Raw genomic sequence first — 14,273 nt, forward strand, 5'->3', positions numbered from 1 at the left:
CGGGTGCGGGGTGTCCCGGCCGCCTCGGGGGAGGCCGGGACACCCGGTGGGGTCGGTCAGCGTCGCTTGACCGTGAGCTTCACCGTGGTCGAGTCGGCGCGGGTGCTGTCGTCCCCGCGGTATCGCACGGTGGCCCGGTGGACCTTGGGCCTGGCGAACGCCTTGAGCCGGATCACGGCGCGACCATCGTCCAGGCGCGCCCGATAGGTCTTCCCTGCGACCCGCACCCGCACCTGACCCGTGGGCGCGTAGCCGTCACCCCGGACCTTCACGACGATGCGCGCACGGGTCTTCCCCGCCACGATCCTCGCGGGCTTGACCGTCGACCGGAGACGGGCCCTGGCCTTGGTGACGCGGACAGCCACTGTCGCCGTCGACGCCTTGTGGCCGGCGTCGCCGGCGTAGCTGAGCGTCAGCTGGTGCGTGCCGACCGGAAGGGATCGAGCGGGCAGCGACAGCGAGCCCGTCCCTGTCGTCAGCGTGGTCGCCCCCAGCACGGAGCCGTCCTTGGAGACGGTGACCTTGCCGGTCGCCGTGGTCGGGGAGACCGCGACGCTCAGCGTGCCGACGCTGCCGTAGGTGATGCGGGCCGCCGTGCCCTTGACGGAGGTGTCGGCAACGACGGGCGCGGGCGCGGCGGGAGCCTGCTTGCGGAGCCCCAGGAGCACCGGATCGTGGTCGGAGGAACGGTAGGGACCGGCGGCGTGGAAGTCCGTCGCGTGGTAGTTCCACCGGCTGTACTCCAGCGCCAGCGACTCACCGGCGTTGATGTTCCAGATGTCGGTGCCGGTCGAGCGGGCCAGCGCGGCGTCGTTCACCAGGATGTGGTCGAGCGATCCCGACAGCCCGGAGAACGAGTAGGAGTACTCGCCGTTGGCGAAGTGCTGCTCCACGTTGGTGTACCCGGCGTCGTAGAGGACCCGCAGCGGGTCCTCCATGGCGTAGGAGTTGAAGTCACCGCCGAGGACGACGGAGTCGACGCCCGTCTCGGTCTGCAGCCCGGCGACCCAGTCGCGGAGCGCGGTCGCCTGGAGCACGCGGGAGCCGTTGGACGCGCCCTGCCCGTCGCCGCTGTCGACATCGCCCGGATTGGGGCCGGCGGATCCCTTGGACTTGAAGTGGTTGATGACGAACAGGAACGGGTCACCGCCCGCGTCCGCCCTGAAGACCTGACCCAACGGCTCGCGCGCGTTGTCGAACGCCTGGCCGGCGTCGCTCAGGGTGCCGAGTGCACGGGACTCGCCCACGCGGTCGACGCTCGCGGGCTTGTAGATGATCGCGTTGGTGATCACGTCCATGCCGTCGGCCGGGAGCGCGGCCGAGGAGGGGTTGGCCGCCCAGGTGCCGGCGCCCGCGTCGTCGTTGAGCGCCGTCACCAGGCTGTTGGTCGCCTCGTCGGGCGTCTCCCCCAGCGTCGCGGAGTTCTCGATCTCGAGGAGGCCGACCACGTCCGCGTCGAGCGCGTTGATCGCGGCGACGATCTTGGACTGCTGCCGCTCGAAGTCCTGGGGGTCCCAGGCACCTCGCTGGTCGCAGCCGCCGTTGACGGTGTTGCCGTCGCTGGCGCGGTCACGGAAGGGCGAGCATCCACCGTCGCCGGTGTTGTCGTCGTCGGCGTCACCGAGGGTGGTGAAGTAGTTGAGCACGTTGAACGAGGCGACCTTGATGTCCGCCTGACCGACCTCGTTGATGAGACTCTCGTCCGGAGCGACCGTCCGGGTGTCCTCGAACGTCGCCGGGGACCCAGCGTTGCCTGGGCCGACGACCGTCGTCAACGGCTGGAACCGGTAGGTCGGCGCGCTCGGCGAACCGCCCTCGGTGAAGATCACGTCGGCGGTGAACGTCGCCTTCGCGCCCACCCGAACGGGGTCGGTCGTGGAGATGTAGGGCGGGGTGAGGTCGCCGTTGACCAGGCAGCCGGTCGGTCGCGGGCTGCACTCCGCGGCGTTGCCGGTCAGCAGGAAGTTGGTCGACGCACCGTCGTCCAGGATGACCGCTCGGGCCAGGTTGTCCGCCTCGGTGGCACTGGAGCCGGCGGGTCCGGGCAGCTCCACCTCGGTGCGCTGGATCAGCGGCTTCGTGCCCTGGGCGAGGCCCACCTCGCCGAAGTTGTTGGTCGAGAAGGTGTTGCTGACGGTGAAGTCACCGGTCGGGCGGTAGCGCATGCCCTCCAGGGACTCCTTCTGGGCCGCGGTGCGCGGCCAGGTCGCCGTGGTCGTGGTGACGATGTCGGCCGGCGTCTCGGAGAGCACCGTGATGCCGGACGGCACGACCTCGACCTGGGTGGCGCCGGCGTACTCGGTGACCTTGCCGGTGACCTCGACGTAGCTGCCGGGCGTCGTCGTGACGGTCCCGCTGGTCTGGCGCACGAACACGGCGTCAGACGCGGTGTGGGTCGCGAGGTCGATGTCGGCGGCGCCGGTGCCGGGGGTCTGGAGGTAGAACCCGAAGAAGCCGCCGCTGGGGTAGGTCGCGGTGACGATGCCGCGCGTCTTGACCTGCTGGCCCACCAGCGGTGAGACCGCGCCGGTGCCCTGCACGTCGGAGATCGAGATGAGCGACGGCGCCGGAGCGACGGTGAAGGTGAAGGTCACGTCGTCGGCCGCAGCGGTCGGCGTGGCCGAGTCCGTGGCCGTCGCGGTGACGATGAAGATGCCCGGGCTGGTGGGCGTGCCCGACACGGCCCCGTTGCTGGCAACGGTGACGCCGGCAGGGAGGCCGGTCGCGGTCCAGGTGTACGGCGCCGTGCCGCCGGTCGCGGCCAGGGTGAAGGGGGTGATCGGCACGGTGACCTGACCCGACTTGTCGCCGGGCGAGGTGGCCTCGAGCGCGGCGGGCTCGCCGTCGGTCGCGGCCGTCGGGCTGGGCGTCGCCGGAGCGGCGAAGTCTGTCCTGTTGTTGTCGCCGTCGGTCGCCGTCACGCGCGAGGCCGACGTCGTGTTCGTCAGCGCTGTGCCGGTGTTGTCGGTCTCCGACGACGTCGCCGTCCCGTATCCGACGAAGTCGACGACGCCGGGGACCGTGTGCATGGTCGTGCCGGTCGCCGTGATGGCGGTCGCAGCCTCGGCGAGGATGACCTGGCCGCTGCCGGCAGCCATGCTCAGGTAGTTCGACGTCGCCTCGAAGTCAGGCTCGGTCAGCTCGGCGCCGCCACACACGACACCACCTGTGCAGCCGGTTCGTGAGGAGGTCTGGACGAGGTAGGTGCTGTTCGGGGGAACGGTCTCGTCGGGGAGCGCGAGCACGCTCGGTGCACCGGTCGCGAAGGTGCCGCTGCGGTACTGCAGGCTCATCCCGCTCAGGGACTTCGCCGAAGCCGTCGGGTTGTAGAGCTCGACGAAGTCGACCTTGAAGGCCGCCGACGCGGAGGTCGAGCCTCCGCCGCCGTAGACCTCGTTGATGATCAGGCCGGTGCTCGCGGCGTGGGCCGGGGCCGCTGCAAGGGGGGTGAGGCTCGCCGCCAGGATGGCGAGACCGGCTCCTGCCGCGATACGACGCGGCGAGGGGAGCGCGGGTGTGCGCATAGGTGCTCCGAATGTTCGGCTGGATGTGTCCGACGCATCTTCGCCTACGGCGGCCCGGAATCCGTTCCGCCCCTCGGGGCAATTCGTGCGAGTGTTGCCAAAACTTCACCGGCGGGTTGGTGATCGCGCGCAACCGCCGTCTCAGGCGCCTCGCGAGCCCCTCTGGCGCCTCACGTCACGGAAGAACTCGTACCCCGACCACATCGTCATGACGACCGCGGCGGCCAGCGTCGCCTGGGCGAGGTAGAAGACCACCTCGCCGAGCGGGCCGGGCCAGAAGTCGAAGGCCCCGCCGTGCGCGTCACCGTGCGGCAGCGGCATGATCAGGCCGGACAGGGCGACGGCCTGCAGCACCGTCTTGATCTTGCCGCTCTGCGCGGCGGGGATGACGACGTCCTTGAGGACCGACAGGCGCAGCAGTGTCACGCTCCACTCGCGCAGGAGCACCAGGATCGTCACCCACCACCAGACGTCGCCCACGACCGACAGCCCGATGAGGGCCATGCCGGTGATCGCCTTGTCGGCGATGGGGTCGGCGATCTTGCCGAAGTCGGTGATGAGGTTGTGCTTGCGCGCGAGGTCGCCGTCGATCTTGTCGGTGATCATGGCGACGGCGAACAGGCCGAACGCGACCCAGCGCCAGAGCGGGTCGTTGCCGCCGTCGTGCAGCAGGGCCCACCCGAAGAAGGGCACCATCACGATGCGCAGCGTCGTGAGCACGTTGGCGATGTTGAAGTTGGACGCCTGCTGGTGCTGGGTCGTCATGCGGCTGCCCCGTCCACCCGTGCGACGAGGTCGACGCCGTCGGTGTCGGTGACGGTGGCGCTCACCAGGTCGCCGACCCGGGCGTTGCCGGCGCCGGTCAGCAGGGTCGTGCCGTCCACCTCGGGGCCCTGGTGCGCGGCGCGTCCCTCGATCACGCCGTCCTCGACGGACTCGACGAGGACCACGACCCGCTCGCCGACGCGCTCCTCGGCCCGCTGGGAGTTGAGCTCCTCCACGAGCGCGGTGACGTGCTCGGAGCGGGCCCGGATCTCGTCCTCGTCGAGCTTGAGGTCGTCGGCGAACCCGGCCGCCTCGGTGCCGTCCTCGTCGGAGTAGCCGAAGACGCCGGTGACGTCCATGCGCGCGGCCTCGAGGAAGTCGCACAGGACCTGCAGGTCGTCCTCGGTCTCCCCCGGGAAGCCCACGATGACGTTGGACCGAACGCCCGCCTCCGGGGCCAGCGAGCGGATCCGCTCGAGCAGGCCGAGGAAGCTCTCGGGGTCGCCGAAGCGGCGCATCCGTCGCAGCACCGCGGCGCTGGCGTGCTGGAACGACAGGTCGAAGTAGGGCACCACTCCGGGGGTGGAGGCGATCGCCTCGATGAGGCCCGGCCGGGTCTCCGCGGGCTGCAGGTAGGACACCCGGACGCGCTCGATGCCGTCGATGGCGCTCAGCTCGGGCAGCAGGGTCTCCAGCAGCCGGAGGTCACCGAGGTCCTTGCCGTAGGACGTGGAGTTCTCGCTGACGAGGAACAGCTCCTTGACGCCCTGGGTGGCCAGCCACTGGCCCTCCTGCAGGACGTCGCTGGGACGACGGCTCAGGAAGGACCCGCGGAAGCTGGGGATCGCGCAGAACGAGCAGCGCCGGTCGCAGCCGCTGGCCAGCTTGAGCGGCGCCATCGGGCCGGCGTCGAGGCGACGGCGTACGGCGCGCGGGCCGGTGGCGGGCGCACCGGCACCGATCTCACCCACCTCCGCGACCACGTCGTGGCCGGGCACCGACACCGCTGCGGCGTCGCGCTCGACCGGCGAGATGGGCAGGAGCCGGCGCCGGTCGGAGGGGGTGTGCGGGTGGTGGGTCTCCCCCGCCACGATCGCGCGCAGCCGCGCGGCGATGTCGGGGTAGTCGTCGAAGCCGAGCACCGCGTCGGCCTCGGGCAGCGACTCGGCGAGGTCCTTGCCGTACCTCTCGGCCAGGCAGCCGACGGCCACCACGGCCTGCGCCCGGCCGCCGTGCCCGGCCGACGCCTTGAGGTCAGCGGCCTCGAGCAGCGTGTCGACCGAGTCCTTCTTGGCCGCCTCGACGAAGCCGCACGTGTTGACCACGACGGTGTCGGCCTCCTCGGCGTCGTCGACGAGCACGAAGCCGCCCGCCTCGAGCCGTCCGGCGAGCTCCTCGGAGTCGACCTCGTTGCGGGCGCAGCCCAGCGTGACGACGGCGACCTGCAGCGGGGCCGGCAGGGCGTCGGTCAGGATCTCGGATTCAGTGGTGGTCATCGCACCCGTGAGTATGACGGGTGCGAGCCCGCGACCCCGCACCGCCGAGGCGTGAGGGCCGCCACGCGCGCCCTGAGACGCACCCCTCACCGCTCATCCGTTGGGGCGTCACGCACCCCCCGGGATCAACCGTCGTCACCGGGGGTACTGCACCGGCATGGAGTTCACCACCATCAGAGGAGACCTCGGGGCGCCCCTCGAGGACGTCGCGCAGGAGGCCGTGGACGCCACGGCCGCGACGTACGCCCGCACGCCGGGAGTCGACGTGGCGGCGACGCTGCGCGAGCACCTGCGCGGGCGAGGCATCGACACCACCGACGCGACCGTCGAGCAGCTCGCCGAGGCGATCCGCGCCGGCCGCGAGGTGCGGCTCGGCCGGCACGACGGCTCGGTGGACCCGCACCCCTGACCGGGTCAGTCGGCGACGAACGTCCCCTGGCCGGCGACACCCGGCTCGCCCACCGGGCGGGGGTCGCCGCCGGCGAGCGACACGGTCACGGCGCCGTCGGTCGAGTCGACCCGCACCGGCGGGGAGGCCTTGAGCTCGCGGCTCCCGCCGACGGCGAGGTTGCCCTTGAAGACCTGCTCCCCCGCGCCGTCGCGCACCACGACGCGCGCACCACCCGACGCGGCGGTGATGACGACAGCGACCGGCTCGGCCACGGGCGCGTTGCCCGCGCCCTGCGGGCCGCCCGAGCCGTTGAGCACCGGTGTCGTGCTGCGCAGCTCCGGCGGGGTGTCCATGACCAGACGCGCGATCGACCAGGCCAGCACGAGGGCCATCACCACGGCGACGAGCACCGACCAGTTGGGTCCGCCGCGGGTGCCGCGGATCGAGCCGTGCGCGCCCGTGGCCAGCTCGGCCTCGAACACCCGGCGCGGGTTGATGGGCGCGTGGGCATAGCGCTCGTCGTAGGACGCCAGCAGGGGCGCGACGTCGATGCCCAGCACGCGGGCGAGGGTGCGCAGGTGGCCGCGGGCGTAGAAGTCGCCGCCGCACGGCTCGAAGTCGTCGACCTCGACCGCCTCGATGACGTGGGGGCGGATCCGGGTGCGCTCGGCCAGCTGGTCGACCGTGAGCCCCAGCCGGGTGCGCGCCGCCGCCAGCTCCGGGCCGATGACCGGGTCCTCGGCGGGCTCCACCTCGAAGTCGTCGAGCACCAACGGCTCGACCGGCTCACCGGGCCGCGCGATGGCCCGGACGCGGTCGCCCCACGACTGGGTCTCCTCCACCAGGCTCACCCGTCCCGGCCGGCGCAGCTCGCGTCCCTCGAGCTCGTCGTCCTCGGCCGTGACGATGTCGCGCCGCACCTCCGAGCGCCGGGCGGCACCGGTCTCGCGCAACGCCACCGGGGTGGGGCTCGCCACGACCGGCGACGCGACGTGCTCGGCAGGCTCGACCGGCTGGACGACCTCGGCGGGCTCGACGGCCTCGGCGGGCACGACCACCTCGCCCTCCACGACCTCGTGCTCGGCGTGCTCGGCGGCGTCCGCCGACCCGGGGAGCTCCGCGTGCTCGGGCGCCTCGGGCTCGAGGACGACGATCTGGCTGCTGTCGCGGGCGACCCGGCCGAGCGCCTCGGCGAGGTCACCCGCGGTGCCCGTGACGTGGGTGGAGAGCCCGAGCGGCACGGCGAACGGCGCCCCGTGGAGCAGCCGCGACAGGCTGGTGTGGCGCCGGCCGGCGCGGGTCAGCTCGGCCTCGACCAGCTCGGGGTTGTGGGGCACGACGACGAGCCGGCCGTCGCGGAGCAGGCCGCGGCGCGGCGCGTGCTCGACGTGGTGCACCGCCGACCAGGGCAGGCCCCGCCAGGTGCGGCCCAGGCGGATCCGGATGCCCTGGGTGTCGGCGACGAGCAGCGGCGTGCGGGCGTCGACGAGGCCGGCGAGCCAGTAGGCGCCCAGCAGGCCCATCGCGACCACGAACGCCCAGTCGAGCGCCGAGCCGCTCTGCGTGGCGCGCGCCAGGTAGGCGATGGCGACCGCGGACGCGGTCAGTCCGACGCCCGCGGCGACGGCCGCGCTGCGGCGTACCTCCACCGCGTCCGGTGCGACCGCGAGCCCTCCGGGCTCACCGGTCGCGGCATGGTTGTCGTCCTCGTGCACTGCTGCCTGCATCGACGTGGCGCCCATCAGGCTCCCCCCTCCAACGTGGCGATCACGGAATCGATCTCGTCCGGCTTGACCAGGACGTCACGCGCCTTCGAGCCCTCGCTCGGCCCGACGACCCCGCGGCTCTCCAGGATGTCCATCAGCCGGCCGGCCTTGGCGAACCCGACGCGCAGCTTGCGCTGGAGCATCGAGGTGGAGCCGAACTGCGTGGAGACGACCAGCTCGATGGCCTGCACCACGAGCTCCATGTCGTCGCCGATGTCGTCGTCGAGCTCGCGCTTGGACTCCTTCGGCGCCGTCACGTCCTCGACGTAGGTCGGCTCGAGCTGGTCCTTGCAGTGCTTGACGACCTGGTGGATCTCGGCCTCGGTGACCCACGAGCCCTGGACGCGCACCGGCTTGGACGCTCCCATCGGCAGGAAGAGGCCGTCACCCTGACCGACGAGCTTCTCCGCACCCGGCTGGTCGAGGATGACCCGGCTGTCGCCGAGCGAGCTCGTCGCGAACGCGAGTCGCGAGGGGACGTTGGCCTTGATCAGGCCGGTCACCACGTCGACCGACGGGCGCTGCGTCGCGAGCACCAGGTGGATGCCGGCGGCGCGGGCGAGCTGGGTGATGCGCACGACCGAGTCCTCGACGTCGCGTGGCGAGACCATCATCAGGTCGGCGAGCTCGTCGACGATCACGAGCAGGTAGGGGTAGGGGGTGAGCGTGCGCTCGCTGCCCGCCGGCACCTCGACCTTGCCGGCGCGCACCGCCTTGTTGAAGTCGTCGATGTGGCGGAACCCGAAGTTGGCCAGGTCGTCGTAGCGCATGTCCATCTCGCGCACGACCCACGCCAGCGCCTCGGCGGCCTTCTTGGGGTTGGTGATGATCGGCGTGATCAGGTGCGGCACGCCCTCGTAGGCGTTGAGCTCCACCCGCTTGGGGTCGACCATGATCATCCGCACCTCGTCGGGCGTGGCCCGCATCAGGATCGAGGTGATCAGCGAGTTGATGAACGACGACTTTCCCGAGCCGGTCGCGCCGGCGACCAGCAGGTGCGGCATCTTCGCCATGTTGGCCACGACGAAGCCGCCCTCGACGTCCTTGCCGAGCCCGGCCACCATCGGGTGGTGGTCGGCCCGGGCCGTGCCGGAGCGCAGCACGTCGCCCAGGGACACGATCTCCTTGTCGACGTTGGGGATCTCGATGCCGATGGCCGACTTGCCGGGGATCGGGCTGAGGATGCGGACATCGGCCGAGGCGACGGCGTAGGCGATGTTCTTCGACAGCGCGGTGACCTTCTCCACCTTCACCGCCGGGCCGAGCTCGACCTCGTAGCGGGTGACCGTCGGGCCACGGGTGTAGCCGGTGACGGTGGCGTCGATGCCGAACTCGTCCATCACCTGCATCAGCCGCTCGACGACCGCGTCGCTGGCCTTGGAGCGCGCCTTGTGCGGCGAGCCCGGCTTGAGCGCCGAGTTGTCGGGCAGCGAGTAGGTGATGTCGCCCGAGAGCGCGAGCTGCTCCACGCGGGCCGGGAGGGGCGTGTGGGGTGGCGGCTCGAGGGTGCCGGTGTCGTCCCTGCCGGCCCCCGCGACGGCCGGGGTGACCTCGGTGGGCGCGTCGCCCGAGAGGTCGGGGTCGGCGAACAGGTCGATGCCGTAGTCCTCCATCGGCTCGGCGTCCTTCTTGCGCCGACGCTTGGAGAGCTCGCGGTCGGCGAGCACCGGGCTGTCGTACGCGGGATCACCCATGTCGGGGTCGACCCCGTCGTCGAGCGCGGAGCGCCGGCGCGCGCGCACCGGCTTGGTCGGCTCCTCCGACCCCGGCTCGGGGGCCGGGGTGCGGCCCAGGGCCCGGTCGCGCAGCGCGGCGAGCCTCGCCGGCACCTGGTAGACGGGGGTCGCGGTGATGATGAGGACCCCGAAGACGGCGAGCAGCGTCAGCAGCGGCACCACGACGTACGTCGTCTGCATGAGGTCGAGCAGCAGGCTCGAGGTGACGTAGCCGATCGCGCCCCCGGCCTCCTGGAGGTTGGTCGCGTCGCCGAGGACGGGCTGCGGGTTGCCGTTGGCGATGTGGACGATGCCGAGCAGGCCGAGCCCGAACGCGGTCCAGCCGATCACCTGGCGGCCCGCGGGGCCGTTGCGCTCGGGGTCGCGCAGGGTGCGCCAGCCGGCGTAGACCAGGAACAGCGGCACCAGCCAGCCGACCTTGCCGACCGCGCCGGCGGTCATCGAGCGGGCGACGTCCATGACGCCGCCGGGCAGCTGCCACCACACGGCGGCGGCCGCGACCATCGCGAGGCCGAAGAGGAAGAGCCCGACCCCGTCACGGCGGTGCTCGGGGTCGAGGTCGCGGGCCGACTGCCCGATCGAGCGCGCGACCGCACCGACGGCGTGGGCGGCGCCGAGCCACACGGCGGCGACCACGCGGCCGAGGGCGCCGAACGCCCTCGCCACCGGTCCCGACCCGTTGCGCACCGCGCGGGGCGCGGGCCGCGAGCCGGAGCCTCGTGCGGACGCGCTCGAGCGGCTCCGACCCTTCGCCGAGGAGCGAGGGGCGGGAGGCTTGCTGGTACTCCGTGATCGGGTGCTCGAACCCTTGGTGGTGCGCTTGGATCCAGACGTGCTCGAGCTCCGCGACCCCGGCGGGGAAGACGTACGGGTCGCCATGGTCCGACCCTACGGCCACGTCACACCAGTCACAGGGACCACAGAGGTGCGTGTCGTCCGCCCGGGCCGGGCGGAGCGGAGGACGGGCGGACCCGGCGCAGGGGGGCGGGAATTGGTCACCAAGGGGTCTTCCTGACCGACCGGACGGGCGCTTATGGTGACCCCGATCACCCGGCCGACCGGTGCCGGGGGACGTCTCGTCTCAGGGAAGAAGAACTACGTGAAGCTCCTCAACAGGGGGCTTGCACTCGCCGTCGTGGGCGCCGGCCTGGCCGCCGTCCCCACGCTCGGAGTGCAGGCAACAGCGGCACCGAGTGCCGAACCTTCGCTGCTCTCGCAGCTGCGCGACCAGGCCGAGGGCTCGGTCGCCATCAGCAAGGAAGCCGCCACCGGCAAGGCCGGTTTCGTCCGCACCAACGGTGACCTGCTTCCCGGCAGGGCCGCCCGCGATGCGGCCGGTGCCAGCGCCAAGGCCGACGCCTACCTCGACGAGTTCGCCGGTGTGCTCGGCGCGCGCAGCAGCGAGCTCGAGCAGGTGCGGGTGGACGCCGGCCCGCTCGGCTGGACCGTCACCTACACCCAGGCCTACCAAGGCGTCCCGGTCTTCGGATCGACCCTCAAGGCCAACGTGGACAAGCAGGGCGACCTCACCTCGGTCACCGGCTATGCCGCGCCCGACCTGTCGCTGAGCACCACGCCGGCGACCACCGCCGGCGAGGCCGGCGAGGCCGCGGTCGCGATCGTCAAGGAGTTCCCGCCCACCTCCGCCGACTCCTCTGCCGCCGACACCACCGGCCTGCGCGCGGGCGACGCCGAGCTCGTCGTCTACCGCAAGGGCTCGGTCAAGGGCGAGGACGGCGACGCCGTGCTCGCCTGGCAGGTGGACGTGTCCAACGTGACCGCGAAGGGCGGGAGCGTCCACGACGTCCTGTTCCTCGACGCCACCAGCCTCAAGCCGGTCAACCGCTACTCGCGCATCCACGAGGCGCTCGACCGCGAGCTGCTGACCGTCACCGACGACGGCGGCACCCCTGACGAGGTCAGCGACGACGTGCGCGAGCGGGTGTGGCAGGAGGGCGACCCGTTCCCGGGCGCCCTCGACCAGGACCAGCAGAACCTGCTGATCTCGAGCGAGGAGACCTACAACCTCTACGCGAACATGTTCGGCCGCGACTCCTGGGACGGCGCCGGTGCTCGGATGATCACCGTGCACAACCGCTCGGACCGCTGCCCCAACGCCTCGTGGAACGGCACCTTCGCCAGCTACTGCCCCGGTGTCTACGACGACGACACCGTGGCGCACGAGTGGAGCCACGCCTACACCCAGGAGACCTCCGGGCTGATCTACCAGTGGCAGGCCGGTGCGCTCAACGAGTCGATGTCGGACGTGTTCGGCGAGGTCGTGGACCTGGTCAACAACCGTGAGGACGAGGGTGAGGGAGACCTCTCCGCCAAGCGTCCCGACGGACTGTGCTCCACGCACTCCCCCGCGCTCCCGCAGCTCACGATCAACTCGCCCTCGTCGATCGCGAAGGACTGCCTCACCGGCGGTGCGTCGTTCGGCAGGCCGCTGACGGGCGCGGGCATCAGCGGCGACGTCGCGGCCCCCACCGACGCGGTCGAGGCCGGCGGCGGCACCAACCTCGACGGCTGCTCGCCCTACGACCAGGACGTGACCGGCAAGGTCGTCCTCGTCAACCGCGGCCTGTGCTCCTTCGAGGAGAAGGCCGCGGTCGCCACCGCCGAGGGCGCAGCCGCGCTCATCATCGGCAACCGCGAGGAGGCGCCGCTGGGCATGTCGGGTGCCGACCAGACCCTCGTCAGCACCGTCTCGATCGGTCTCTCCGACCGCGAGTCCATCCGCACCGCCATCGCCTCCGGCTCCACGGTCAACGTCACCATGCGCGACGTGGGCGGCGACCGCTTCGACTCCTACCGCTGGCTGCTGAGCGAGAAGTCGTCGGCGTTCGGCGGTGCGATCCGCGACATGTGGAACCCGACCTGCCACGGCGACCCGGGCAAGGTGTCGGACGCCGAGTACAAGTGCGGCACCGACGACGCCGGCGGCGTGCACAGCAACTCCGGCGTCCCCAACCACGCGTTCGCCCTCGCGGTGGACGGTGGCGCCTACAACGGCCAGACCTCGACCGGTCTCGGTCTCGACAAGGCCGTCAACCTCTGGTGGCGTGCGCAGTCGGCCTACCTGACGCCGACGTCGGACTTCACCGACCTGGCCGACGGCCTCGAGGCGTCCTGCGCCGACCTGACCGGCAAGCCGATCAACAAGATCACCCTGGGTGCCGGCGACGTCCAGCCGGCGGCGCCGATCACGGCCGCCGACTGCGGCGAGCTCGCCAAGGTCATCTCGGCCACGGAGCTCCGCAAGGAGCCGGTGCAGTGCGACTTCCAGCCGCTGCTCGACCCGAGCGCGCCGTCGCTGTGCGGTGACGGCTTCGTCACCGACGTCGCTTGGAGCGAGGACTTCGAGGACGGCCTGGCCGGCTGGACCGCCGGCAAGGAGGTCGTCTACCCGGGCGGCCTCAACGAGCCGTGGGTCTCCACGTCGGTCGAGGGACACCCGGGCAAGGTCGCCTTCGGCCCCGCCCCGGACAAGGGCGAGTGCTCCGGCACGGCCGGCGACTTCTCCAGCCGCGACTCGATCTCCAGCCCGGTGGTCGAGGTCGGTGAGATGCTCCACCCCAAGCTGACCTTCGACCACTCGGTCTCGACCGAGCTCGGCTACGACGGCGGCAACCTCAAGGTGAGCATCAACGGCGGCGCGTTCGAGACGGTCCCGGCGGACGCGTACCTCTACAACGCACCGATCGAGCTCGCCGAGGCGGGCAACACCAACCCGCTGGCCGGGGAGCCGGGCTTCACCGGCACCGACGGTGGCACCCTCAAGTCGGGCTGGGGCACGTCCGTGGTCGACATGGACGCGCTCGGCCTGGTCTCCGGCGACACGATGCAGCTGCGCTTCGACATCGGTCGCGACGGCTGCGGCGGCGTCATCGGCTGGTCGGTCGACAACGTCAAGCTGGTCGACTGCAAGCTGCCGACCAAGGTCGCCGTGGTGCGCAAGCCCGAGCCGAGCACGTTCGGCGAGGCCTCCACGGTGGACGTGACCGTGTCCCGCGACGGCAGCGTCGGCTCGGCCCCCACCGGCACCGTCAAGGTGACCGACGCCGCGGGCAAGGAGCTCGGCACCGCCGAGCTCGGCGCCAACGGCAAGGCCACCGTGGCCCTGCCGGCCGACCTCCCGATCGGCGCCAACGCGCTGACCGCGAGCTACCTCGGCAACCGTACGCAGGCGCCGTCGAAGGCGGCGTTCACCGCGACGGTCGTCGGCGCCTCCTCCACCAAGGCCCGGTCGAAGACCAAGGTCACGGTCAAGCCGAGCAGGCCGAAGGCCGGCACGAAGGTGACCTTCGTCGTCAAGGTCAAGGCCGACGTCAAGGTCACCGGCAAGGTCACGGTCAAGATCGGCGGCAAGAAGTACAAGGCCACGGTCAAGAAGGGCAAGGCCACGGTGTCGATCGCCAAGGGCCTGAAGGCCGGAAAGTACAAGGCGAAGGCGACCTACCTCGGGTCCGACACCGTCAAGCGCAGCACCGACACGGTGAAGTTCACCGTCAGGCGCTGACCGGCACCCAGCAGCACCCAGCAGCACCCAGCACCATCACCGGAGGCCCCGGCGGAGCAGTCCGCCGGGGCCT

At 71.8% G+C, this 14,273-nt stretch carries 7 protein-coding genes; 2 read left to right on the forward strand and 5 right to left on the reverse strand.

Annotation, left to right across the window (positions count from 1 at the left end; translation table 11 throughout):
• Nucleotides 1-56: 56 nt before the first annotated feature.
• The 3 genes from AC3X7Z_RS12705 to rimO all read right to left on the reverse strand — a co-directional run bounded on the left by AC3X7Z_RS12705 (nt 57) and on the right by rimO (nt 5,737).
• On the reverse strand, nt 57-3,524 hold the full coding sequence (locus AC3X7Z_RS12705) for an ExeM/NucH family extracellular endonuclease (protein WP_489976142.1): 3,468 nt from the start codon (nt 3,522-3,524) through the stop codon (nt 57-59).
• Nucleotides 3,525-3,665: 141 nt separating this feature from the next.
• Nucleotides 3,666-4,289, reverse strand: a complete 624-nt coding sequence (gene pgsA, locus AC3X7Z_RS12710; RefSeq protein ID WP_186341938.1) for a CDP-diacylglycerol--glycerol-3-phosphate 3-phosphatidyltransferase — start codon at nt 4,287-4,289, stop codon at nt 3,666-3,668.
• Entirely contained in the window at nt 4,286-5,737 is a 1,452-nt protein-coding gene (gene rimO, locus AC3X7Z_RS12715) for a 30S ribosomal protein S12 methylthiotransferase RimO (protein WP_489976246.1), read from the reverse strand. Before rimO ends, pgsA begins: the two co-directional genes overlap by 4 nt.
• Before the next feature lie 205 nt (nt 5,738-5,942).
• Between rimO and AC3X7Z_RS12720 the strand changes: the two genes are divergently transcribed.
• Nucleotides 5,943-6,194, forward strand: a complete 252-nt coding sequence (locus tag AC3X7Z_RS12720) for a hypothetical protein (RefSeq protein WP_186341936.1) — start codon at nt 5,943-5,945, stop codon at nt 6,192-6,194.
• A 5-nt stretch (nt 6,195-6,199) separates the two neighbouring features.
• Here the strand turns inward: AC3X7Z_RS12720 and AC3X7Z_RS12725 are convergent, their stop codons facing one another.
• Nucleotides 6,200-7,918, reverse strand: coding sequence for a helix-turn-helix domain-containing protein (locus AC3X7Z_RS12725; RefSeq protein WP_489976143.1), 1,719 nt, complete (start codon nt 7,916-7,918; stop codon nt 6,200-6,202).
• Nucleotides 7,918-10,557, reverse strand: coding sequence for an FtsK/SpoIIIE family DNA translocase (locus AC3X7Z_RS12730; RefSeq protein WP_186341935.1), 2,640 nt, complete (start codon nt 10,555-10,557; stop codon nt 7,918-7,920). Before AC3X7Z_RS12730 ends, AC3X7Z_RS12725 begins: the two co-directional genes overlap by 1 nt.
• Before the next feature lie 220 nt (nt 10,558-10,777).
• On the opposite strand from AC3X7Z_RS12730, the gene AC3X7Z_RS12735 reads away from it, so the two are divergent.
• Nucleotides 10,778-14,200, forward strand: a complete 3,423-nt coding sequence (locus tag AC3X7Z_RS12735; RefSeq protein ID WP_489976144.1) for a M4 family metallopeptidase — start codon at nt 10,778-10,780, stop codon at nt 14,198-14,200.
• Nucleotides 14,201-14,273 lie beyond the last annotated feature (73 nt).

This window comes from Nocardioides sp. Z24_21, from assembly GCF_058134345.1.

Coding starts and splice junctions, on each gene's coding strand:
- AC3X7Z_RS12720 (WP_186341936.1), top strand. CDS start 5,943: ATGGAGTTCACCACCATCAGAGGAGACCTCGGGGCGCCCCTCGAGGAC.
- AC3X7Z_RS12725 (WP_489976143.1), bottom strand. CDS start 7,918: ATGGGCGCCACGTCGATGCAGGCAGCAGTGCACGAGGACGACAACCAT.
- pgsA (WP_186341938.1), bottom strand. CDS start 4,289: ATGACGACCCAGCACCAGCAGGCGTCCAACTTCAACATCGCCAACGTG.
- AC3X7Z_RS12705 (WP_489976142.1), bottom strand. CDS start 3,524: ATGCGCACACCCGCGCTCCCCTCGCCGCGTCGTATCGCGGCAGGAGCC.
- AC3X7Z_RS12730 (WP_186341935.1), bottom strand. CDS start 10,557: ATGGCGACCCGTACGTCTTCCCCGCCGGGGTCGCGGAGCTCGAGCACG.